This is a genomic window from Hoeflea sp. IMCC20628, from assembly GCF_001011155.1.
In the GTDB taxonomy this organism is placed as follows: domain Bacteria; phylum Pseudomonadota; class Alphaproteobacteria; order Rhizobiales; family Rhizobiaceae; genus Hoeflea.
The window spans coordinates 3592131-3613609 of record NZ_CP011479.1 but is presented as its reverse complement, the minus strand read 5'-3'; the positions used below and the strand labels follow the sequence as shown (position 1 = coordinate 3613609).

Below are 21479 nucleotides of genomic sequence, written 5' to 3'. Positions count from 1 at the left end.
AACCACTAGGGTCGACGGGACCAATTGCGCGGGCATGATGCCGGCGCCGTGATCCGGAGCTTCGCATATATGGCCGATCCGCAGGCGCTGGCGATTCAGAAGTCCAACTTCCAGGGCAAGGACATGGGCTTTGCCTTCGGCATTGTCGTCATCCTGTCCATTTTGTTCTTGCCGATCCCGGCCTTTCTCATCGATATCGGTCTGGCGTTTTCGATCGCCTTTTCGGTTCTTATCCTGATGGTGGCGCTGTGGATCCAGCGGCCGCTCGATTTCTCGTCCTTTCCAACCATTCTGCTGATCGCGACGATGATGCGGCTGTCGCTCAACATCGCCACCACCCGTGTCATCCTGTCCGAAGGCCACCTTGGTTCTGACGCAGCCGGTAAGGTGATCGGCGGGTTTTCGCAGATGGTCATGTCCGGCGATTTCGTCATCGGACTTATTGTCTTTCTGATTCTGGTCACGGTGAATTTCATCGTCATCACCAAGGGCGCCACCCGCATCGCCGAGGTGGGCGCCCGCTTCACCCTTGACGCCATTCCGGGCAAGCAGATGGCCATCGATGCCGATCTCTCCGCCGGCATGATTGACGACAAGCAGGCCCAACTCCGTCGCAAGGAACTGGAGCTGGAAAGCTCGTTCTTCGGCTCCATGGACGGTGCGTCAAAATTCGTTCGCGGCGACGCCATTGCCGGACTGTTGATCACCGGCATCAACATGTTCGGCGGTATCATCATCGGTTATGCCCGCCACGACATGCAGATCGGCGAGGCGGCGGATGTCTTTGTCCGGCTGTCGGTCGGCGACGGACTGGTCAGCCAGATCCCCGCCCTGATCGTGTCGCTCGCAGCCGGCCTGTTGGTGTCGCGCGGTGGCCAGCTTGGTTCCACCGACGAAGCGGTGATCGACCAGCTGGGTGGTTATCCACGGGCGCTCTTTGCGTCTTCTGGCCTGTTGTTCCTGCTGGCGGTCATGCCTGGTTTGCCCTTCCTGCCATTCATGCTTCTGGGTTCGGGCATGGCTTTTGCCAGCTGGATCATTCCGCGTCAGCGCGATGAGAAAGCCCGCGCCGAGGCGCAGGTGATTCACCGTGGCGAGCAGGACGAAAAAGACAAGGAAAAGGATTCAGTCAAATCGATCCTCAAGACCGCCGAGATCGAACTGGTGCTGGGCAAGCAGGTTGCGACCAAGCTGCTGGGGTCGCATGAGGAACTGGCTTTTCGCGTATCCAAGATGCGCAAGAAATTCGCCACCCAATACGGGTTCGTCGTTCCAGAGATCAAGGTCTCCGACGACATCTCGATCAAGGACAAGAGCTACCAGATCCGCATTCACGGAACCACCGTTGCCGCCAATGATCTCAGGGTCGGCGAACTGCTGGTGGTGCTGTCGGGGTCGCGTCGTCCGTCCTTGCCGGGTGACGAGATCCGCGAGCCAGCTTTTGGCCTGCCCGCCCTGTCCATTCCGGAAAACTTTGCCGAGGATCTCAAGCGCGAAGGCTTCCAGCCGATCGACAATGTCTCGGTGGTGTTGACCCATCTTTCCGAAGTCATCCGCAACAACCTGCCGCAATTGCTGTCCTACAAGGACATGAAGATCCTCATCGACAGGCTGGACCCGGAATATCGCAAGCTGGCGGACGAAATCTGCACCTCGCATATGTCCTATTCCGGCTTCCAGGCGGTGCTCAAGCTGTTGCTCGCCGAACGCGTCTCGATCCGCAACCTGCATCTCATTCTCGAGGCGGTTGCCGAACTCGCGCCGCATGTGCGCAAGACCGAGCAGATCGTCGAGCATGTGCGCATCCGCATGGCCCAGCAACTGTGCGGCGATATCGCCCGCAACGGGCAGCTCAACGTGCTCAGGCTCGGCAGCCGCTGGGATCTGGCCTTCCACCAGGCGCTCAAGCGCGATCCGAAGGGCGAAGTCATCGAATTCGACATCGATCCGCGGATGCTTGAGGAGTTTTCCGAAGAAGCCACCAAGGTGATCCGCGAACACATGGACAAGGGTGTGCCCTTTGTGCTGGTCACGTCGCCGGATTCGCGGCCCTATGTCCGCATGATTGTCGAACGGATCTTCGCCACCCTGCCAGTGCTGTCCCATGTGGAAATCGCGAGGGGCATCGAGATCAAGCTACTCGGTTCGATCTCGTGATCGACGATCCGGAAGGAACGGTCCTCGCGCTGTTCGCGACGTTCTGCCGGATCGGCGGCTGCTTCATGGTGTTGCCGGGTTTTGCCAGCTTCCGGATTCCGGTGCAGTTCCGTCTGCTGCTCGCCGTCGCCATTTCGATGGCGTTACTCCCAATTCTCTGGGACACGGTCTATCCCAAAGTCCAGGGTGGAGACAGCATCTACATTTTTCTGGTTGGCTCGGAAATGCTGATCGGCGTCACGCTGGGTCTGATCGCACGATACATTGTGCTGGCTCTGCAGTTTGCCGGTACCGCCATGTCGATGGCGATCGGTTTCAATGCGGCACCTGCCAACGGCATCCTGGAGAATGAACCGGAGGGGCACATCACGGCGGTAATCACCCTGACAGGGCTCTTGGTGCTGTTTCTGGGCGATTTCCACCATCTGGTGATCGCGTCGCTGGTCCGGTCCTACTCTTTCATGCCGCTTGGTTCCGGTTTTGAACCCAGGATGGCGCTCTTGACGCTCACCGACACGCTGACGGGCGCTTTCATGCTGGTGCTCAGGCTTGCCAGCCCGTTCCTCGTCTACGGGCTGATATTCAACCTGTCTATCGGCATGGTCAACAAGCTGGCGCCGCAGATTCCGGTCTACTTCATCTCGATACCGTTCATCCTGTTTGGTGGGTTGATCCTGTTCTATTTCGGCTCCACCACGTTGTTTTCTCTGTATCTCGCCGGGTTCGAGCCGCTGTTTACGGGGTTACCCTGACATGGCGGCGTCACGTGCTGAAAAACTCGCCCGCCTTGTCCGTGTCCAACGGCAGATAGAGCGGATGGCCGAAGATGAACTGTCCCATACATTGCGGGCCCAGGCTGCCACAGAGGAGACTCAGGCGGCTCTGGTCGACGCGGTCGGCTCCTTCGATCCGGTCCATGCTGCGATGTCGCACCAATATGCCCTGCGGTTTCAACGGCTCTCTGCCCGCGCCCAGCAACTCACCGGAATCAAGGCGATGCAGGAACGGCGGGTATTGACCGAAAAAACCAAAGCCGACCGGCTCGATGATCAGGCGGCGGAGGCGACCGAAGACGAGGAACGCACGGCCGACGATGAAGCCTTGCTGGACCTGTTGGAAATCTCGCTCGGTGCTCGGGTCAACGGCACAAGGCCAGCGTAAGCTTCGTCAGCCACAATGACAGTGATCATTTCCGGTCACTTTTTACGAGGGGCGCTCTTTGTCCATACAAATAGCAACCGATCTCATTCTTGATGTGGTCAAGGCTGCCGATCCCGCCATCGCCCAGAGGGCGGAAGCCATGCTGGAAGCGGCGTCGGTTCGCAAATCCGCACAGGCTGCCGGAACGCCGGCGTTCGAGCATCAACTGCTGGCCTCTGCCGAGCCCTTGGCTTCGGTGAACCCCGAACAACCCAACGCCGCGCCCGACAAGAATGCCGAATCCTACCAGCGCTTTGAGGCCATGGTTCTGCAGAACTTCATTGGCAGCATGCTGCCCGCCGACAGCGAAGAGCTCTATGGCAAGGGCACAGCCGGCGAAATCTGGAAATCCATGATGGCCGAGCAGTTGGGTGCGGTTCTGGCCAAGGGTGGCGGTATTGGAATTGCAGAGCGCATGCTGGCTGACCGCTTCACGTCGGGCCTGACGCCCGAAGCCGCCGACACTGTCGGCTCCAACGTTTCCAATCGCGCCACCAGCCTGGTCAATGAAGTTCAAAAACACATCCTTGCGGACATCACCGCAACCGGTGAACCAGCAGATTCCAACCAAGACACCGGCCGGAGGGCCTGACCAAGATGAACGAACACACTCACCGTGATCACCGTGTCGAGGCCGTATTGCTTCGCCTCGAAGCGATTGTCGACGCCGAAAATGCGGCCATAGGTTCAGATCCGAAATTCGACCTCAGACAGTCGAATGCGGTGAAAAGCCGTTGCCTCTACGACATGACGATGTTGTTCAAGGGCATCAATCCGGACCGGCTGGATCATGCGCATCTGGACCATCTCAAGACAGTCAAGGCCAAGCTGGACGTCAACAGTCTGAAGGTCGGGGCACATATGGAGGCGGTGCGTGATATCGCCGAATTGATCAAGGGTACAGTCACCGAGTCCGAAGCGGACGGCACCTATTCGGCTGACCAGTTCAGGGCCTATGATCTGTCATGATCAAACTGCTGGTCACGGGCGTCTGGATCACTGTCGTGGCGCTTGCCTCGGTCTATTTTTCAATCCAGGCCACCAACACCAAGGAAAGCGTTGAACCCGAAGCAGAGATGTTCGGCGGGCTCGAAACAATCCGCGGCGAAGTCACCTCGATCCCGGTGATCAGCGATGGTGCGGTACAAGGCTATTTTCTGACCCGGATTTCCTACACGGTCGATCCGGCAAAGGCCGATCTGCTGACAATCCCGTTGCCGGTTCTGGTGATGGACCAGCTCTACACTGCGCTTGTCGGGGAACAGGTCATCGATTTCCCCTCCTTGAAAAAATTCGATCTCGAGGCCTTCAAGGTCCTTATCCGCGAGTCGCTCAACGAACGGGTCGGAGAGAAGGTGTTTCACGACATTATCGTCGAGCAGATCGATTTCCTGTCCAAGTCGGATATCCGGTCGAATATGCGCCAGGGTCGCTTTACCATGAAAGCAGGCGACCCCATTGGTGAGGTCGATCCGGCGCCCGGTGCGTCAGCCCCGAGCCACTGAAGCTATCGCAATATCATCAGCAAACGGGAAAGGACCGCGTGATCACCGCTTTGGGTGTTCCGCGCGGCTATGCAGCAGCATGACAGAAAGTCAGTTGCTTTCCGGGTTCCGGTATTGCTCGTTGACCATGCCGAACTCTTCCATCAGCCGCCCGAGCGCCACCTGGATGTGATAGAGCCCGATCACTGCGGAGCCGGTTTGAACCCCGAGCCGCAGGCCGCGCCACGGCGCCGCCGCCAGCAGGGCAAGGGATTTGACGATGGTGCGGACCCGTCCGGGAATACCCGGCCTCTGGCGCTTTTCAAGGATCGAGGAAATCGCGCCGTTGCGCAGCGACCGCGCATTGAGCCAGGAAAATTCGGCCCGGCGCGACGGCAGGGTTTCCATCACGGCAGCATCCGCGCTCCAGCCGAAGCCGAAACCGCGTGCCTTTGCCCGGCGGTAAAAGTCGCTGTCTCCGCCGCCAATGAAATTGAAGGCCGGATCGAGATACGGTCGCGGCATCATGTCGAGGACCGACCTCGATATCAGCACATTGCCCGAGGAGTAGAGGATCGGTACCGGGCCGGTAACGGTATAGTGCGGGGTGAAGACCGGGTGCCTGCGCCAGCCGTTGAGCGACTTGTCGGCGAACACCGGAATTTGCGGTCCGCCAACCAGGTCGGCACCGGTTTTCCGCGCGGTGGTCAGCAGGCCCGACAGCCATCCGGGTCCGGCGATCTCGTCATCGTCGATCACGGCAATGTGGGTGAGTTTTGGGAATTCAGCCAGGGCTGTTTCCCAGCCGGCATTGTAGGCATGGCAGTTGCCGCGCTGATGCGCGACGATGACGATGCCCTTGACAGACGATGTTTCCAGCCAGTCCGCTGCCGCCATGGCTCCTTCGAGCCCCTCGGCGTCATTGTCCATGATCACAACAGCTGTATCCGGCCCCAGTCCCTGCGCCTGCAGCGAGTCCAGCGTCGTGATCAGATGATCCGGCCTGCGGAATGTCGGCAGCGTCACGACGACACGGATGGCCTCGGGCTTCAGAGCGCGGGAACGGGCATGCTCGGTGATGAAAATGCGATCTGGCGTCATGGCGGTGCGTCCAATTGATAAGTTGCCATACAACCACAGGAATCTGAAAATTGCCTGAAGCTGTCATGCGGCATTTGAAACGTGGCTTTAATGCACCGGTAAAACCGCTGGGTTATGGTTGCCCGTGAAATCGGAACCGAGCCCCATGCATTTTGTCTTCATTTCATCGCTGGTCCCGGTGGCAGCGCCCGCTTCGGGCTATGACATCGCCAACCGGGTGATTGTCGATGCCATCCGGCTGATCGGCCATCAGGTGTCCGTGCTCGGCTTCCTGCAGCCCGGCCACCAGCCCGCCACGCCTGAACACACCAGGGTTCTGGGAGAGTTGGAAGTCACCAACGCCCGGGTTGGCAAACTGCAAAAGGCGCTGTGGCTCAAGGACGCGTTTTTTCATGGCGAACCGGTGTCCGTTGCAAAGATGCACGCGGTGACGCCGGACGATATTCGCACGGCGCTGTCCGGCTTCGGCTCGATTGACGGATTGATCCTCAATTCCGTGCAACTGCCCGGCGCATTCCTCGATGTGTTTGAGGCGTGGCCATGCACCTTTGTCGCCCACAATGTTGAAGCGCGCAGCGCCGCCGACAATGCCGCCAACGCCGGAAACTGGTTTACCCGGCATTTGTTTTACCGTGACGCCCGCCTGCTCGCCTCGCTTGAAAGCGATCTGTGCAGGACATCCAGCCACGTATTTACCCTTGCCGAGGCTGATCGGCTGGAGCTTGGCGTCGGGCAGGGGGATCGCTCCACCGTCTTGCCGCTGGTCACGTCCGTAACGCCGCCCGAAGGTTCGGTTGCGCGCGCGCCACTTTATGATGCGGGAATGATCGGATCCTGGACATGGGCCGCCAACCGCGCCGGCCTTGACTGGTTTCTGGCCGAAATCGTACCGCGCTTGCCGTCGGATTTTTCGATAGCGATTGCCGGCGGCCTGGGTGCGTCGCCACCACCGGCGCCGGCCAATGTGACCTTTCTCGGCCGCGTCGCCGATGCCCGCGACTTTGTCCGGTCGTGCCGGGTCATTCCGCTGATTTCGCGCACAGGCACCGGTGTCCAGCTCAAGACCATCGAGACCTTCGAGATGGGTCTGCCATCGGTGGCGACGGATAATGCCTTGCGTGGAATCACCACCCCGCCTGCCAATTGCACCGTCGCGGATGACCCCGTCGCGTTTGCTGCTGCCCTCGACGATATGGTTGGCCGGTCCCGCGCCGGAGAACAGCTCGATTGCGACGGACGCACATTTCATTCGCTCCAGCTCGACGGTTTGAAACGTGCCTTGGAAATTGGTCTCGGGCGGGATGGTTAACAGATTGTAAAATCTGACCTTAACCGCGTTGCCGGAATGGCGGTGCGGGGATATTAAGAAAGTGATAACACTGGTTCAAGCGGCGGCCCATGACGGGAATTCCGCGTTGGAAGTGTTCGGAGTTGTTATGCCGGAAATGGATCAGCATCGGGATATTTTGGGTATCCGGGTCGCAGCGTTTGGCTGGCGTCAGGCATTGGCCGAGCTGCAACGCGCGCTCAATGGCGATGGTCCGCAACGCATCTTCAATTTTCTCAACGCCAACAATGCCAATCTGGCCATGCGCGATCCCGGTTACCGGAAGGGCCTTGCCCGATGCGAAGTGCTGCCCGATGGCATTGGTGTCGACATCGCCTCGCGCGCGCTGCACGGCACGGCATTTCCAGCCAATCTGAATGGAACCGATTTCATCCCGGCGCTGCTGGTGCATTCCGAGCGTCCGCTGAAAATCGCGCTGATCGGCGCGCGACCCGAAATTCTCGAAAGCGCTGTGGCCAAATTCAGGCTTTCAACACCTTGGCATGAGTTCCACACCGTATCTGACGGGTTTTTTGACAAATCTGACACTTCGAAAATTCTTGACCGGCTGGCAGCAATCGATCCCGACATCACCCTGGTGGCGATGGGCAGTCCTTGGCAGGAAATCTGGATTGATAGCAACATCCGGCAGGGCCACGGTCGCGTCGTGTTTGGCGTCGGCGCGCTGTTCGATTTCGTCTCCGGCGCAGTGCCGCGCGCGCCGCAGCTTATTCGCGACCTGAGGCTCGAATGGGTCTGGCGGCTTGTTCAGGAGCCGTCCCGTCTGTGGTACCGTTACATTGTCGGTAACCCGCTTTTCCTGTACCACGTGTTTCGCTACAAGCTGCTGGGCGCTGGCCGAACCCCTCAGGTTCCTGCCTGAAAGTCTTTTCGCTGACGCACTCAGGACCCCGCCGGAGCCGCCATGAAAACCGCCGTAATGACCGCTTCCTATATCGGCGATTTCGACCGTTGTGCGCTTCTGTGCGAAAGCATGGACCGGTTCATGCAGGGGCAGTGGCATCACTACCTGCTGGTGGATCGCGCTGACGTCAAGCTGTTCGGCAAGCTTGCTGGCCCGAAGCGCACCGTGGTCAGTGAGGCAGACCTGTTTCCTTTCTGGCTGCGATCATTTCCCGATCCCCTGACTCTTGGTCGGCGCCGGCTCTGGCTGAGCCCGTTCTCGTGGCCAATGCGCGGCTGGCATGCGCAGCAGCTTCGCCGCCTGGCCATGGCCCGCCATGTCGAAGCCGACATGCTGTTGTCGATTGATTCCGATGTTGTGCTCGTGCGCCCCTTCGATCCCGCCAGTCTTTGGACCGGTGACCGGATGCGGATGTTTCGCGCCGATAATGGCGCGATCAATGCAACACCGGGCCACCTGGACTGGCTTGCCCATGCAGGCGGTATTCTCGGTCTGCCGCGCCGGCCGGATCCGGCGCATGATTACATATCCAATATGGTGCCCTGGCGGGTGGACACAGCACGGGCGCTGCTCGATCACCTTGAAAAGCACAACGAAAAGAGCTGGCTTCGCGCGGTCATCTCGTCGCGCGATATTTCCGAATGCATGATCTATGGCCGTTTTGTCGATGAAGTTCTGGGCGGGGCTGGCCACACGCCGGACCCGCGCTCGCTGTCCCATGTTCTGTGGTTCAAGGAAACCTTCGCGCAAACCCCCGAAGGCCTGGCCGAGTTCATGCGTGGTCTGCAGCCTGATCAGTTTGCCATCGGGGTGCAGTCTTTCGTCGATCACCCGCTATCGGAAATCCGGCGCGCGGCATTCTCCATCACAGCTGACTGAGCCAGTGCGTCAGATTGGCCGTTTCGCAATCGAGCGTAGCGCCCGGTAAGTCAGCAGTGCTGATTGCAGGTAGAGCACGAAGAATGCGACATTGAGCAACTCGACCCATATCTCCACTTCCGCATGCAAACCCAGAACATAGGCCAGCAACAGGGCTTTCATCGCGGCAAGCGAAGCCAGCGTCAACATGCGGATCACCGTCCGGCCGGTGGCGTATAACAGCTCCGAGTGATACTCGATGAGATTGCGGAAGGCAGGCACCAGCACCACCAGAATCAACAGTGGCGCCGCCTCGGCAACATTCTTGCCCAGGGCTTCGGGAAAGAACCACAAGAACCCGGCCATGCCCAGAAGCCCGGCGGTTGAAACGGCGGCCACGGCGCCCTCGAGCATGATCCTCGTCTTGATATCTGCAAGCATTTTCGCATCGCGCATCAACCGTTGCACCAGCACCGTAAGGAAGGCGCGAACCGGCAGTGCGGTCAGATCAACCAGCCGCATCAGGATCGCATAGATGCCTGCCGTCTCTGGTCCACCCAGTGATAATACCAGCACCTTGTCGAGCTCGGACTGGACATAAAACAACACCTCCGCGCCCGCCACTGACACGGCATCAAGCCAGCGACGGATATACAGTGCCGGTTTCCAGCGAAGCCGGACCTTTGGATAAAAAAAGATGACGGCGGCCAGAGCGGCCAGATCATTTGTCAGGATGTAATAGGTCGACCAGACATCCAGCGATCCATCGGTCAGCCAGGCGAACAGCACAGCGGCAATGGTTTTGAATGTGGTGGCGATAACCACCAGCATTGCACCGGCCGTAAACCGGTTGATGCCGTAACTGACAATGACGGCAATCTCCATGATCCGCCAGCACAGTACCTCAGCCAGCATAATCTTGACGAAAGTGCCGATCTGCATCTGCCCGGCGAAGATCAGTTCATAGGTGATCCATGCCGCGCCGGCGATCAGCGGCGCCGACAGCACCATGCCGCCGAGAAAGCCCGCGGTGTAGACGCCGAGCAGGCGGGGCTTGACGGTGGCGATCCTGTAGAGCGGTGAGACGAAACCGAAGGCCAATAGCCGCGACAACATGATTCCGCAGGCTGACGCCGTCGCAAACAGCCCGAAATCGCTGATCGTCAGGGTGTTGGCGATTGCAATGAAGTAGACAAGCGAAATGACCAGCCGGCCAGCCGATCCCCCGATCATGGAGAGATAAGCGTTGATCGAACTTTTGTTTGTACTGGCAAAATCCTTCAGACGAGCAATCATTTGGTACCGGAATCGGGAAACGTTTCAGCGTTCGTCGCTATGTCCGGGTAATGAATACGGGGAATTTGTTAATTCGACGTTTGGATCGGGCGACAGTCGAAATTCCGAATGGCACTGCAGAAGGACCGTATCCGGCCGGACATGCGTTTTTATTGAGAATATTCCGGGTATCCGCCGGAAATTAACCATTTATTACCCATGAATTTATAGCTTGCCTTAACGAATTTGCGAAGATTTCCACAAACAAAATGGCTGCAGCCGGATATGAGCGATTCCACCAAATATCCACGACAGCGTTCCCGGCGCGGGTCTCTGCTTGACCATGCCGGCGTTGCGCCTTCCGCGCCGCTGCCGCCGCGTGAGTCGCTGCGGGCACCTTCACGCGCAGCGCCGTCACTGCTTGCGGCGTCGCCGCGCTCCGCACGGGTTTCGACCGCCAGTTTCGCAAGAAACAGCAGCCCTGTGGTCTCACCCACGCAGATCTCGGCGCCATCATTGCCCCATAATCAGGAACAGGAACAGGAACAGGAACCGGCAGCGGCAGGCGGCGAAAAATTCGGCGACAGGATCTCGCGCCTGATCGGCACCATCACCCCGGAAGGCAAGCCACGGACCGAACCGCGGGAGCCTGAGATCCCGCCAGTGTCTGCAGCGGAGCAGCCGCGTCGGGACGAAGCTGAGGCGGATCCCGCTGATTTGGAGCAGGCGCCGCCGCGCGGCGAGTGGAGGCCTGCCAACCCGACCCGGTCTGGCCACGATGATCATTACCACTGGCATTCTCCCTCTCATGCAGACGGCGATGCCGGATCGCGTCCTCTGCTGGATGCCTCGATCCTGATTTCCTCCGTATGGGGCTATCGGCGCCAGATCGCAGCCACCACAGTGGCCGGCGCGGTGCTGGGAGTTCTGGTGGCCTTGTCGACGCCGCACAAATATTATGCGGAGAGCCGGCTGTTCATTGACCCGCGTGAAATCCGCGTGACCGAAGACGACATCCGCAACCAGCAGCTTTCCACCGAAGCCATGTTGGCAATCACCGACAGCCAATTGCAGATCCTGGCCTCCACCGGTGTTCTGGAGAAGGTCGTTCAAGATCTCGGGCTGGAGCGCGATCCGGAATTCAACGGCTCTCTCTCCGTTGGCGGGATTGGCGGCGGGATCACCCTGATCAAGGAAATTTTCACCGGCAAGAGCGGCTCCTCCGAAGCCGAACAGAAATCACTTGAGAAACTGCGCGATGCGCTGAGCGTCTCGCGCGATGCAAAAACCTTCGTGATCATCATTGGTGTTCAGACCCGTGATGCAGAAAAATCGGCGTTGATCGCCAATCAAATCGTTGAGACCTATCTGGATGCCGAAGGCCAGGCCCAGTCCAGCCTTCTCGAACGCACCTCGGAGTCGATCGACACCCGGCTCAACGCGCTGCGCTCCGATCTCAATGCTGCCGAGCGCGAAGTGGAACGGTTCAAGGCCGAAAACGGGCTCGTTGGCGTCGGCGGCCAGTATATTGATGACAAGGTGATCCTCGCACTCAGCGATCAACTGGCCACGGCGCGCGCCATGAAGGTCGGCATCAAGGTCAAGGCGGACAATCTCGCCCGGGTCAAGCCTGATGATGTGCTGTCGGGCGCGTTTCCCGAGGAACTGCTGTCGGCCAATCTCACCGCCTTGCGCAAGCAATACACAGATACCAGGTCAAGCGCTGAAACGCTGGCAACCCGGTTAGGCCCGAAGCACCCGCAATACATCGCCGCAAAATCTGCGCTGAACACGATCAGCGCAGAAATCAGCGCCGAACTGCGCCGCATTGTCGCCAGTTCCCAGACTGAACTGCAGCGCGCCGTCGAGACCGAGCAGGAACTGGCCAGTCAAATGGCGGTGGCCAAGAACCGCTCTTTGGATCAGTCGGTGGAACTCGTCACCCTGCGCGAACTGGAGCGCAAGGCCACCGCGACCCGCGGCATTTATGAGGCTTTCCTGACGCGCTCGCGCGAAACCAGCGAACGCTCCAACCTGTCGACCCGTAATATTCGCGTCATTTCGGCGGCTGAAGCGCCGCTGCGCAACATGGGTCCATCGCGCAAACTGATTGCGATCGGTGGAATGTTCGCAGGCTTTTTCGCGGGCTTCGGCCTGGCGCTTCTGGCAGGCGCCGTGGAGAGCTTCCGCTCCTACAACAGCGGCCCGGTGCAGGCACGATTTCAGGCCCCGCCCTTTGGCGCCTATCCGCAAGCTCCCGATCCCGGCCCACGGACCCCTCCAGGCGGCCCCTCGCGCCGAACCTGGACCCGCCGGGACGAAGACGCCGATGCGCTGCAAGCCGCGGCCGACGAAGACACCAGCGCGCTTGAAGCCGCGACCAAGGCCTATGCCAGTATTCGGGCTCGGGCTGCCGGTCAGCGCCCTGCGGCGGAGCCGTCCCGCCCGGAACCGGCTCATCCGCAAGCAGCACCGTCATCTCCTGATGTTCTCGGGTCAACGCCTGTGCGCCAGCAATGGAAGCACCAACAGTCGGCACGCCCCGATCAGTCCGGGCAGCAGCACCATGAGGACGACAGCCTGTTCCGTCAGCCGTCCGATCTGACCCAGCCCGGTTACTGGCAGCAAGCCCCGCTGCGTCAGCAGCCGAACCCGGCATCACAAGCCCCTCAGTCTGGCGGCGATGGTCTGCGGCTGGTTCAGCCGGTCTGGACTGTCCATCCGGCCCAGCACCAGACACATACTCAGCCGGCTTACCCGTCCGGCCCGGCGTCCGATCCCTATGCGGCAGCTCATCAGGCGGGACAACCGCAGTACGACGCCCGCCATGGTGCAGCCGGCCAGGTCCAGCAGCAAGCGCCGCAGTACCAGCCCGTGCAGCCTCAGCCAGCGCTCTATCAGGCATCACCCTACCAGCCTGCGCAGCCACAGGTCCCGCAGCATCAGCACCGGGAGCCTCAGTGGCAGTCGCCGCACTATCAACCACGGCAACCCGAGTTGCAGCCGGCGCAGTATCAGCCACAGCCACACTACCAACCCGCGCCACCGCAGGCCCAGGCCTCGCACTACCAGACACAGGCGTTGCATCAGCAGACCCCGCAGCCCTATCCGGCGCAATCGCCGCAGGACCAACCCTGGCTCGCGGCGCAGCCGCAGGCTCAGTATCCGGTGGCGCCGCCACAACCTGCGCCGGTCTGGTCTCAGCCCGCGTCCGTCGCGGCGCCGTTCCCAACCCCGTCACCCGTTAGTCCTGCACCGGTTTCTGCAGCACCCGTTCAGCCGCAGCCCGCCGCCAATCCGTCGGTCGACCAGATCCGGCGCAATATGGACATGCTGAAATCGCGTATCGTGGGTTACGGATCAGCAAGAACAGGCAGCTGACGCGGCCCATCCGGCCTTGTTTTTCGACACCAGAGGACGCAAAGAGGCGATCAGCCCTTGCGTCCGGTTGCGTAGGGTCACACACAAGACCACGCAGCGGACCAAAATCCTGACGGCGCGGGACAGGAAATCGAAGAGGGATGAACATGGCCAAGGTAATTGACGGCAAGGCTGTCGCTGCAGGCGTTGTCGAACAGGTCACCGCGGCCAGCGCCGCCCTTGAGGCCGCCACCGGCGTTCGGCCAGGTCTCGCCGTGGTCATCGTCGGCGATGACCCGGCCTCGCATGTCTATGTCTCGTCCAAGAGCCGCATGGCCAAGCAGTGCGGCTTCAAGTCGGTCCAGCACACCTTGCCGGACGATACCACCCAGGCCGAGCTCGAGGCGCTTGTCGCTTCGCTCAATGCCGATGCCGAGATCCACGGCATTCTGGTGCAACTGCCGCTGCCGCATCATTTTGACTCTGACGCGGTGATCCAGTCGATCCGTCCGGAAAAGGATGTCGACGGCCTGCATGTCGTCAACGCCGGCAAGCTGATGACCGGCGACCTCGAAGGCGGTCTGATTTCCTGCACCCCTGCCGGCGCCATGCTGTTTGTCCGCCAGACCCATGGTGCTGACCTGTCCGGCCTCAATGCCGTGGTCATCGGCCGCTCCAACCTGTTCGGCAAGCCGATGTCGGCGCTGTTGCTGGCCGCCAATGCCACCGTCACCACTGCGCATTCCCGCACCAAGGATCTAGCTGGCGTCTGCCGCAATGCCGATATCCTGGTTGCTGCCGTCGGTCGCCCACGCATGGTCAAGGCTGACTGGGTCAAGCCCGGCGCTACGGTGATTGATGTTGGCATCAACCGCATCGACGCGCCCGAGCGGGGCGAGGGCAAGACCCGTCTCGTCGGCGATGTCGCCTTTGACGAATGCGCCGAAGTCGCCGCTGTCATCACCCCGGTCCCCGGCGGCGTCGGCCCGATGACAATCGCCATGCTGATGGCCAACACCGTCACCGCCGCCATGCGCGCCAACGGCATGAAACCACCATCGTTCTGAGCGGGTGTTTCCACGATCTTGAGTGGTTTGGATTTCAGGAGCGATTGATGCTTCCGGCCCATTGCTGACCTTGGATGCATTAGCAGTGAAAGCAGTTTGAGCCCTTATGCGAGGTTTGAAATGACTGCCTCGCAGGCTCTAATCAGCCGCATAGAAGCTGAATTGATCAAGCCAACGTCGATGAACTTTCATCGGGAACTTACGGCCCTCTTCTCTAAGACCAAACTGATCAAATTGTTGTCCAATGGCTGACTGAGCACCGCTGTCATCTGTGTCAAGACGACCATTCTGACATAAGTAAAGCCAGGTGTTAAATATCCAATAGATATTGTGTTCATAAATTGGATTACGCTCCCCACCAACTTCTCTAACAAGCGTTTGCTCGGTAGCGGTAATTACCCACCCCTGAATTTATGATTTCGGGCCTTGATGTCGGCCTACGCCAAGACGGATGCGATAACCTGGAAGGGATTTGCGCCTTTAAGGCGGGCGGTATCGACGGTTGTGCGTACATCCGCCTCGGCTTGGGCGGCCCACATGGCGCGATATCCGTTTGTCACCTTTCTCTGAATGACCCATGGACGGAGCTTTCGCTCAGATGTGTTGTTGGTGACATCGACTTCTCCGGGATAGTCGCAAAACGTCAGCAGCTGATCGCGGGCCCGCCCGATCTTGGCCTGGAGCTTTTGGGCCAGGTCGCATGAAGTCGGGGCGCATAGAAGCCCGGCAAGCTGTTTATCGAATTTGCGCTTCTTGCTTGCGACGGTAGACGCAGCGAATGTGCTTATGGCTCTGGCGAAATCAAACACACGGCCAAACCAAAGCTGGAAGCGAAGAGGGAGATCATCCTCGCCATGTTCCAGCGCAAAGGCTGTATCACGCGCCAAATGTGCAAGGCAGGTTTGATGTCGGTGGCCGTGAGATTGCTGGGCTGAATACCGATCAGATATCCATACCTCGGGGACATGGCCGCCCATGGTCTCGTGAACGACCCGTGCTGCACGGGAGTAATCGGGCTGGTGGACAACGGCATCCTTGCAATGAAAAACCCAGTGTTGGGCATTTGTGCCCTCAATACGCACACCGGTTTCGTCGCTGGCGACAACGCGGGCGGCTCGAAGGCTGGCCTTGGCGGCCTGTGCTGTGGCCTGGAAGCTCGGACGGGAGCGGGCAAACATGTTCAGTAATTACCCACCCCTGAATTCGTGATTTCCGGTTCTTCTACCGGCCTATGCCAGGACGGATGCGATGACCTGGAAGGGGTTTGCGCCTTTGAGGCGTGCGGTATCGACTGTCGTGCGTATGTTCGCTTCGGCTTGGGCGGCCCACATGGCGCGATATCCGTTTGTCACCTTTCGCTGAATGACCCATGGACGGAGCTTTCGCTCAGATGTGTTGTTGGTGACATCGACTTCTCCGGGATAGTCGCAAAACGTCAGCAGCTGATCGCGGGCCCGCCCGATCTTGGCCTGGAGCTTTTGGGCCAGGTCGCATGAAGTCGGGGCGCATAGAAGCCCGGCAAGCTGTTTATCGAATTTGCGCTTCTTGCTTGCGACGGTAGACGCAGCGAATGTGCTTATGGCTCTGGCGAAATCAAACACACGGCCAAACCAAAGCTGGAAGCGAAGAGGGAGATCATCCTCGCCATGTTCCAGCGCAAAGGCTGTATCACGCGCCAAATGTGCAAGGCAGGTTTGATGTCGATGGCCGTGAGATTGCTGGGCTGAATACCGATCAGATATCCATACCTCGGGGACATGGCCGCCCATGGTCTCGTGAACGACCCGTGCTGCACGGGAGTAATCGGGCTGGTGGACAACGGCATCCTTGCAATGAAAAACCCAGTGTTGGGCATTTGTGCCCTCAATACGCACACCGGTTTCGTCGCTGGCGACAACGCGGGCGGCTCGAAGGCTGGCCTTGGCGGCCTGTGCTGTGGCCTGGAAGCTCGGACGGGAGCGGGCAAACATGTTCATGATCGCGCCCTCGCTCGCATGGAGGCCGAAGATATCCATGAACACACCGCTCAGGCGTTCGTAAGACAATGCATGGAAACTCTTGAGGTAGATCGCCAGCGCGTGAATGCCTGGCCCGAACGGCGTTGCGGTTGCCACGGCAGGTGCGGTGGCTTTTGTCGTCGTGCCGCATTGCGGGCAATGACAGGAAAAACGCCGATGCCGGGTGACATGAGGACGGATCGCAGGAATATCGATCTCGTCATAGGCCCCGGCCAGCACCATCGTATCATCACCGGAAAACGCATGGCCGCATCTCTTGCAGGCGGTCGGTTCATGATCGCGAAACATGTCGGCAAAATCCGCCAGCACCCTATTGTGGGGTTCATGCCCGGGCTTGGCTCCACCCGGTCGTGAGTTGACGCGTTTCTCTTTCTTGTCCGTAGAGGGCGGCTTGGAAGACGTCCGAGAATCCTTGGCAGGCCGTTGGAGCCGAAGCACCATCTCGATCAATTCGTCCTTGCTCAGCTGCTGCAAATCAGTCCGATCCATATCATCATGGATTCAGACATTGTGGTGCATGGCAAGGGGGTGGGTAATTACCGGTAGCGCCTAGGTAAGACAGTAACTCTTCTTTGCTAATAGAAGCGTCCAAAAATTTTGGATAAAGATCAGGGCGAACAATTTTCGAAATGATCAAATCGACAAATACCTCTATCCAGCCAGCATAGAAGTTTTTTGGCTCCAAAACGTCACCGCTGGAAATGTTTACAGACATCGCAATTTTCCCAATATTCCGCAAAGAAATATCGTTCGATCTTGAAACAATATCCAATCGGTTCTGAAGGCGTCCTCCAATGTGCTCCGGGATGCCCATCTCACTAACTAAATGTCCCATATATATTAGAGAAGCGCTCTTTTTATCATAGTCAGTGCCAAAATTCTCCGGCAGCTTAAGTGACAGGTGTATAAATTTCTTCAGATATGCATGCGCATCAATATGCTCCCCATACCGAGCCCGCACACTGTTTTCAAGCGCCTTTAAATTTACACCAAGGACAAAATGCAGATGTGGAACAGAGAAGAAATGCTTTATTACTTCTAAAACCTCTAAAGCATAATCTGGGCGACACCGATCTAGTTCGTCGACTACAATTATTACGGATGCTCCAACGCTATCGCTATCCTTTGGGGTGGCGAGTGATTCAATTGCATTCCTAAATTCAGCTATGGCGATACCTCGCGCTTTCTCTTGCGCCCAATATGCTTGCATACCAGATGCAGCCTCTTTGCTAACCGCTTCAACAACGGTGTCTCCTATACCACTTGCAGCTTCTGTTGCACCGTAGGTTGCTACTGCCAAACCAATACGTGCGAGCGGCTTGGCTAATTTAAATGCCGCTGTTTTTACCTTCTGTATTTGACCCAATTTCTCTTTCGGTAGTCGATCTGCCAATGCAGAAACCAATGCCGGGAGAGGGTCGCTATGGTAGTCGTGTGCAAAGGCATCAAAATAGACGGTGGTTGCAGAGCTGCCGTATTCGATATTATTCGCAGCCACCCAGCGTTTGAGAAAGTAGGATTTTCCGGTCCCCCACTTCCCATCGAGAGCAACAACAATGGGATCCTCAATTCGACCTAATAGATCAGAAAGCGCCGCGCTCACTTTCTTTCGTTGAAGAATATCGGGTGTTTCAAAACCCTCATTATACAAATCAATTTTTGGCTCAGGCGGCAAAAGTTTCAAAAGTATCTCCATTAGAATTTTGGCCAGATGAATGCAGCCATCAATAACATCAGATGCAGGAAGAAAATAGGTTGTGAGAATCGATGCTAACAACCTTTTGAAGATCAAAATAAGGCCACTTTGTTCGCGCAGCTGCCGTTTATTCTTCTAGAAGCGAAAGTCCGCTCCCCGCCCTTTGTGACCAAGGTCTACCGTCCTGCGCAAGCCTGCTAGCAGTATCGCCGCGTCGCATAATCAGCTTGTCTGTCTCTCACCCGGTCCCGCCCCCTACTCCGCCGCTTCCGCCGGTCGCTTGCGCGTCGGATTTTTCGCCGCCGGGGCAGGGCCGGTTGAGGCGCGCACGATCAGTTCCACCGGCCAGACCTCTTGCACTGCCCCGGTTTCCACCCCCGAGATGATGTCGACAAGCCGCTCGCACACCCGCGCACCGGCCGCCCGGATCGACGAGCGGGTTGTGGTCAGCGGCACGGTGAAGCTTTCGGGCTTGAGGAACGGAAACACATCATCATGGGTGATGATCGAGACATCGTCGGGCATTCGCAGTCCAAGCTGGTTGAAGGCGCGGACGATCCCCAGTGTGGTGAACATCGAGGCGCTGAGCACGCCGGTCGGCCGGGTGTCGGGATCGGCATCGCGGAACAGCGCCATCGCCAGCCGGTAGCCGTTCTCCTCGTTCATCGCTGCGGAATGCTGCACCAGCGCCGAGTCCGGCAGGCCGTGCTCCCGCAACGCCCGGCGCACGCCGTCGAGCCGGTGAACCGCGAAGCTGAAATCGGTGTCGCCATTGATGAAGGCCAGCCGCTTGTGCCCCAGTTGCAACAGCAGCCGCGTGGCGTTGTAAAACGCGCCTTCGTTGTCAATGTCGAGAAAGGCGTATCCGACAGTGGGCTGCAGCGCCCGGCCATGGGCCAGGAACGGAATGCCGAGGCTGCGCACCAGTGCGATGCGCTGTTCGTCATTGCGCATCGAGGACAGATAGACCCCGTCCACCGAGCGGCTCGAGGCAATCCGCCGATAGGCCTCGCTCTCGCGTTCCAGCACTGCTGGCGTCAGTGAAAGATCGACGTCGCGCGACAGCGCATGCTCGCCAAGCCCCGACAGGAACTCGACGAAATGCGGATCGAGATCGACATTGCGCCCCACGGGAAGCACGTAGCCGATAGAGCCGGCCCGGCCGGTCGCCAGCTTGCGCGCATTGGAATTCGGCTTGTAGCCATGCCGGTGCGCCGCCTCGAGAACCCGCCGGCGGGTCCGTTCGCCGACTTCGGGATAGCCGTTGAGCGCCCGCGAAATGGTGGTTTGCGACAGTTCGAGTAGCTCTGACAACTGCTTGAGGTTCACGTCATGCGATCCAGTTCTTTCAAAGCGCTTTGGAAATATGCGGCGGGCGTGTCTCTCCCGGTTGTCGGGGGCCGCCTAGTAAGCCGTATCTTGGATCGCAAGAAAAGCGAAAAGAGCCGATAACGCAACGCAAAAATCTGTTGCAACGCAGCAAAAGCCGCCTGCTCCAACCAGATGTTGAAACTTTGAGCTTGACTCGAACCTGCTCCCGTAATCCTCTGAAGGCAAGCCAAAGCGCTTTGGATTTTGCACGGCCATGGCTGTGGGAATGTGGAAAGCTTCAAGTGGAGGCCAGATATTGGCCGAGAGGAGAAATCGATGAAGAAACTGTTTCTGATGAGCGTCGCAGCCGCTGCGCTGACTTTGGGGTCGGCACAGGCCGCGGACCTCAAGTTCACGCCTGGTGAGGGCGATTTCAACTGGGAGAGCTACGAGGCGCTCAAAGCCACGCAGCTCAACGGCGAGGAAGTGACCGTGTTCGGTCCCTGGCTCGGACCTGACCAGGAGAATGCCGAAGCCGTCTTGGCCTATTTCGCCGAAGCCACCGGCGCCGACGTCAAATATGTCGGCTCCGACAGTTTCGAGCAGCAGATCATGATCGATGCCGAAGCCGGTTCCGCGCCCAATATCGCGGTTTTCCCGCAGCCCGGTCTTGCCGCCGATATGGCCAAGCGCGGCTTCCTCACCCCGCTGGCTGAAGGCACTGGCGATTGGGTCAAGGAAAATTACGCCGCCGGCCAGTCCTGGGTCGATCTCGGCACCTATGCAGGCAAGGACGGCAGCGACAACCTCTATGGCTTCTTCTACAAGGTCGATGTCAAATCGCTGGTCTGGTACATCCCGGAAAATTTCGAGGATGCCGGCTACGAGATCCCCGAAACCATGGAAGACCTCAAGGCGCTGACCCAGAAGATCGTCGATGACGGTGGCACACCCTGGTGCATCGGTCTGGGTTCAGGCGGCGCCACCGGGTGGCCGGCGACAGACTGGGTCGAGGACATGATGCTGCGCACCCAGGCGCCGGATGTCTATGACAAGTGGGTCTCCAACGAGGTCAAGTTCACTGATCCGGCCGTCATCGGCGCGATCGAGGAATTCGGCTGGTTCGCCCGCAATGACGCCTTTGTTGCCGGTGGCGCCGGCGCTGTTGCCACCACTGATTTCCGCGACAGCCCCAAGGGCCTGTTCTCGTCACCGCCGCAGTGCTACCTGCACCATCAGGCCTCGTTCATTCCGGCGTTCTTCCCGGAAGGCACCAAGGTCGGCACCGACGCTGATTTCTTCTACATGCCCGCCTATGCAAGCAAGGATCTCGGCAAGCCGGTCCTCGGTGCAGGCACCGTTTGGGCCATTACCAAGGACAGCACCGGCGCCCAGGCACTGATCAAGTTCCTGCAGTCACCGATCGCCCATGAAATCTGGATGGCCCAGAAGGGCTTCCTGACGCCATACAAGGCAGTCAACACCGATGTGTTCTCCGATCCGACGCTGAAGAAGATGAACGACGTCCTGCTCGGCGCCACCACATTCCGCTTCGACGGTTCCGACCTGATGCCCGGCGGTGTTGGCGCAGGCTCGTTCTGGACCGGCATGGTCGATTACGCCGGCGGCCGCTCGGCCGAAGACGTCGCCGAGGCCATCCAGAAGTCCTGGGACGCGCTCAAGTAAACCGGACACGCATG

18 protein-coding genes and 1 pseudogene are annotated in these 21479 nt (G+C 59.0%); 12 read left to right on the top strand and 7 right to left on the bottom strand.

The window, feature by feature from the left end; genetic code table 11:
- Positions 1-69: 69 nt before the first annotated feature.
- The 6 genes from flhA to IMCC20628_RS16980 are packed head-to-tail and all read left to right on the top strand — an operon-like array spanning position 70 to position 4862.
- A complete protein-coding gene (gene flhA / locus IMCC20628_RS17005) occupies positions 70-2157 on the top strand; it encodes a flagellar biosynthesis protein FlhA (protein WP_047031206.1) in 2088 nt (695 codons plus the stop codon).
- Entirely contained in the window at positions 2154-2909 is a 756-nt protein-coding gene (gene fliR / locus IMCC20628_RS17000) for a flagellar biosynthetic protein FliR (RefSeq protein ID WP_047031205.1), read from the top strand. The genes flhA and fliR overlap by 4 nt, the downstream gene beginning before the upstream one ends.
- Before the next feature lies 1 nt (position 2910).
- Positions 2911-3318, top strand: a complete 408-nt coding sequence (locus tag IMCC20628_RS16995; RefSeq protein WP_047031204.1) for a hypothetical protein — start codon at positions 2911-2913, stop codon at positions 3316-3318.
- A 58-nt stretch (positions 3319-3376) separates the two neighbouring features.
- Positions 3377-3949 (top strand): rod-binding protein, encoded by a 573-nt coding sequence (locus IMCC20628_RS16990; protein WP_047031203.1) that lies wholly within the window; start codon positions 3377-3379, stop codon positions 3947-3949.
- Positions 3950-3954: 5 nt separating this feature from the next.
- Complete coding sequence (locus IMCC20628_RS16985; protein WP_047031202.1) at positions 3955-4326, top strand: hypothetical protein; 372 nt, start codon at positions 3955-3957, stop codon at positions 4324-4326.
- The gene (locus tag IMCC20628_RS16980) at positions 4323-4862 is read left to right on the top strand and encodes a hypothetical protein (RefSeq protein ID WP_047031201.1); all 540 of its coding nucleotides are present in this window, start codon (positions 4323-4325) and stop codon (positions 4860-4862) included. The genes IMCC20628_RS16985 and IMCC20628_RS16980 overlap by 4 nt, the downstream gene beginning before the upstream one ends.
- A gap of 90 nt (positions 4863-4952) precedes the next feature.
- On the opposite strand, the gene IMCC20628_RS16975 is transcribed toward IMCC20628_RS16980, so the two are convergent.
- On the bottom strand, positions 4953-5942 hold the full coding sequence (locus tag IMCC20628_RS16975; protein WP_047031200.1) for a glycosyltransferase: 990 nt from the start codon (positions 5940-5942) through the stop codon (positions 4953-4955).
- Between the two features lie 145 nt (positions 5943-6087).
- On the opposite strand from IMCC20628_RS16975, the gene IMCC20628_RS16970 reads away from it, so the two are divergent.
- From IMCC20628_RS16970 to IMCC20628_RS16960, 3 genes are all read left to right on the top strand, one after another.
- Positions 6088-7251, top strand: coding sequence for a glycosyltransferase family 4 protein (locus tag IMCC20628_RS16970; RefSeq protein ID WP_047031199.1), 1164 nt, complete (start codon positions 6088-6090; stop codon positions 7249-7251).
- Positions 7252-7312: 61 nt separating this feature from the next.
- Complete coding sequence (locus IMCC20628_RS16965; protein WP_245307808.1) at positions 7313-8152, top strand: WecB/TagA/CpsF family glycosyltransferase; 840 nt, start codon at positions 7313-7315, stop codon at positions 8150-8152.
- Positions 8153-8194: 42 nt separating this feature from the next.
- Positions 8195-9073 (top strand): DUF6492 family protein, encoded by an 879-nt coding sequence (locus tag IMCC20628_RS16960; protein WP_047031197.1) that lies wholly within the window; start codon positions 8195-8197, stop codon positions 9071-9073.
- A gap of 9 nt (positions 9074-9082) precedes the next feature.
- Here IMCC20628_RS16960 and IMCC20628_RS16955 read toward each other — a convergent pair whose 3' ends face one another.
- Together IMCC20628_RS16955 and IMCC20628_RS25450 are read right to left on the bottom strand one after the other, a co-directional pair.
- Entirely contained in the window at positions 9083-10348 is a 1266-nt protein-coding gene (locus IMCC20628_RS16955) for a transporter (protein ID WP_047031196.1), read from the bottom strand.
- Between the two features lie 149 nt (positions 10349-10497).
- Complete coding sequence (locus IMCC20628_RS25450; RefSeq protein WP_197078324.1) at positions 10498-10824, bottom strand: hypothetical protein; 327 nt, start codon at positions 10822-10824, stop codon at positions 10498-10500.
- Positions 10825-10843: 19 nt separating this feature from the next.
- On the opposite strand from IMCC20628_RS25450, the gene IMCC20628_RS24335 reads away from it, so the two are divergent.
- Both IMCC20628_RS24335 and folD read left to right on the top strand, forming a co-directional pair.
- Entirely contained in the window at positions 10844-13708 is a 2865-nt protein-coding gene (locus IMCC20628_RS24335; RefSeq protein WP_197078323.1) for a GNVR domain-containing protein, read from the top strand.
- A 146-nt stretch (positions 13709-13854) separates the two neighbouring features.
- A complete protein-coding gene (folD, locus tag IMCC20628_RS16945) occupies positions 13855-14754 on the top strand; it encodes a bifunctional methylenetetrahydrofolate dehydrogenase/methenyltetrahydrofolate cyclohydrolase FolD (protein ID WP_047032686.1) in 900 nt (299 codons plus the stop codon).
- Between the two features lie 437 nt (positions 14755-15191).
- Here the strand turns inward: folD and IMCC20628_RS16940 are convergent.
- The 4 genes and pseudogenes from IMCC20628_RS16940 to IMCC20628_RS16925 form a co-directional block, all read right to left on the bottom strand.
- A pseudogene (locus IMCC20628_RS16940) lies at positions 15192-15953 on the bottom strand (transposase); the annotation flags it as partial.
- 30 nt (positions 15954-15983) lie between these two features.
- The gene (locus tag IMCC20628_RS16935) at positions 15984-17261 is read right to left on the bottom strand and encodes an IS66 family transposase (RefSeq protein ID WP_047029005.1); all 1278 of its coding nucleotides are present in this window, start codon (positions 17259-17261) and stop codon (positions 15984-15986) included.
- Between the two features lie 4 nt (positions 17262-17265).
- The gene (locus IMCC20628_RS16930) at positions 17266-18564 is read right to left on the bottom strand and encodes a P-loop NTPase fold protein (protein ID WP_156174550.1); all 1299 of its coding nucleotides are present in this window, start codon (positions 18562-18564) and stop codon (positions 17266-17268) included.
- Positions 18565-18723: 159 nt separating this feature from the next.
- A complete protein-coding gene (locus IMCC20628_RS16925; protein WP_047031194.1) occupies positions 18724-19797 on the bottom strand; it encodes a substrate-binding domain-containing protein in 1074 nt (357 codons plus the stop codon).
- 318 nt (positions 19798-20115) lie between these two features.
- Between IMCC20628_RS16925 and IMCC20628_RS16920 the strand changes: the two genes are divergently transcribed.
- Positions 20116-21465 carry an ABC transporter substrate-binding protein gene (locus tag IMCC20628_RS16920; protein WP_047031193.1) on the top strand — a complete coding sequence of 450 codons (1350 nt, stop codon included), beginning with the start codon at positions 20116-20118 and terminating at the stop codon, positions 21463-21465.
- Positions 21466-21479: the final 14 nt, after the last annotated feature.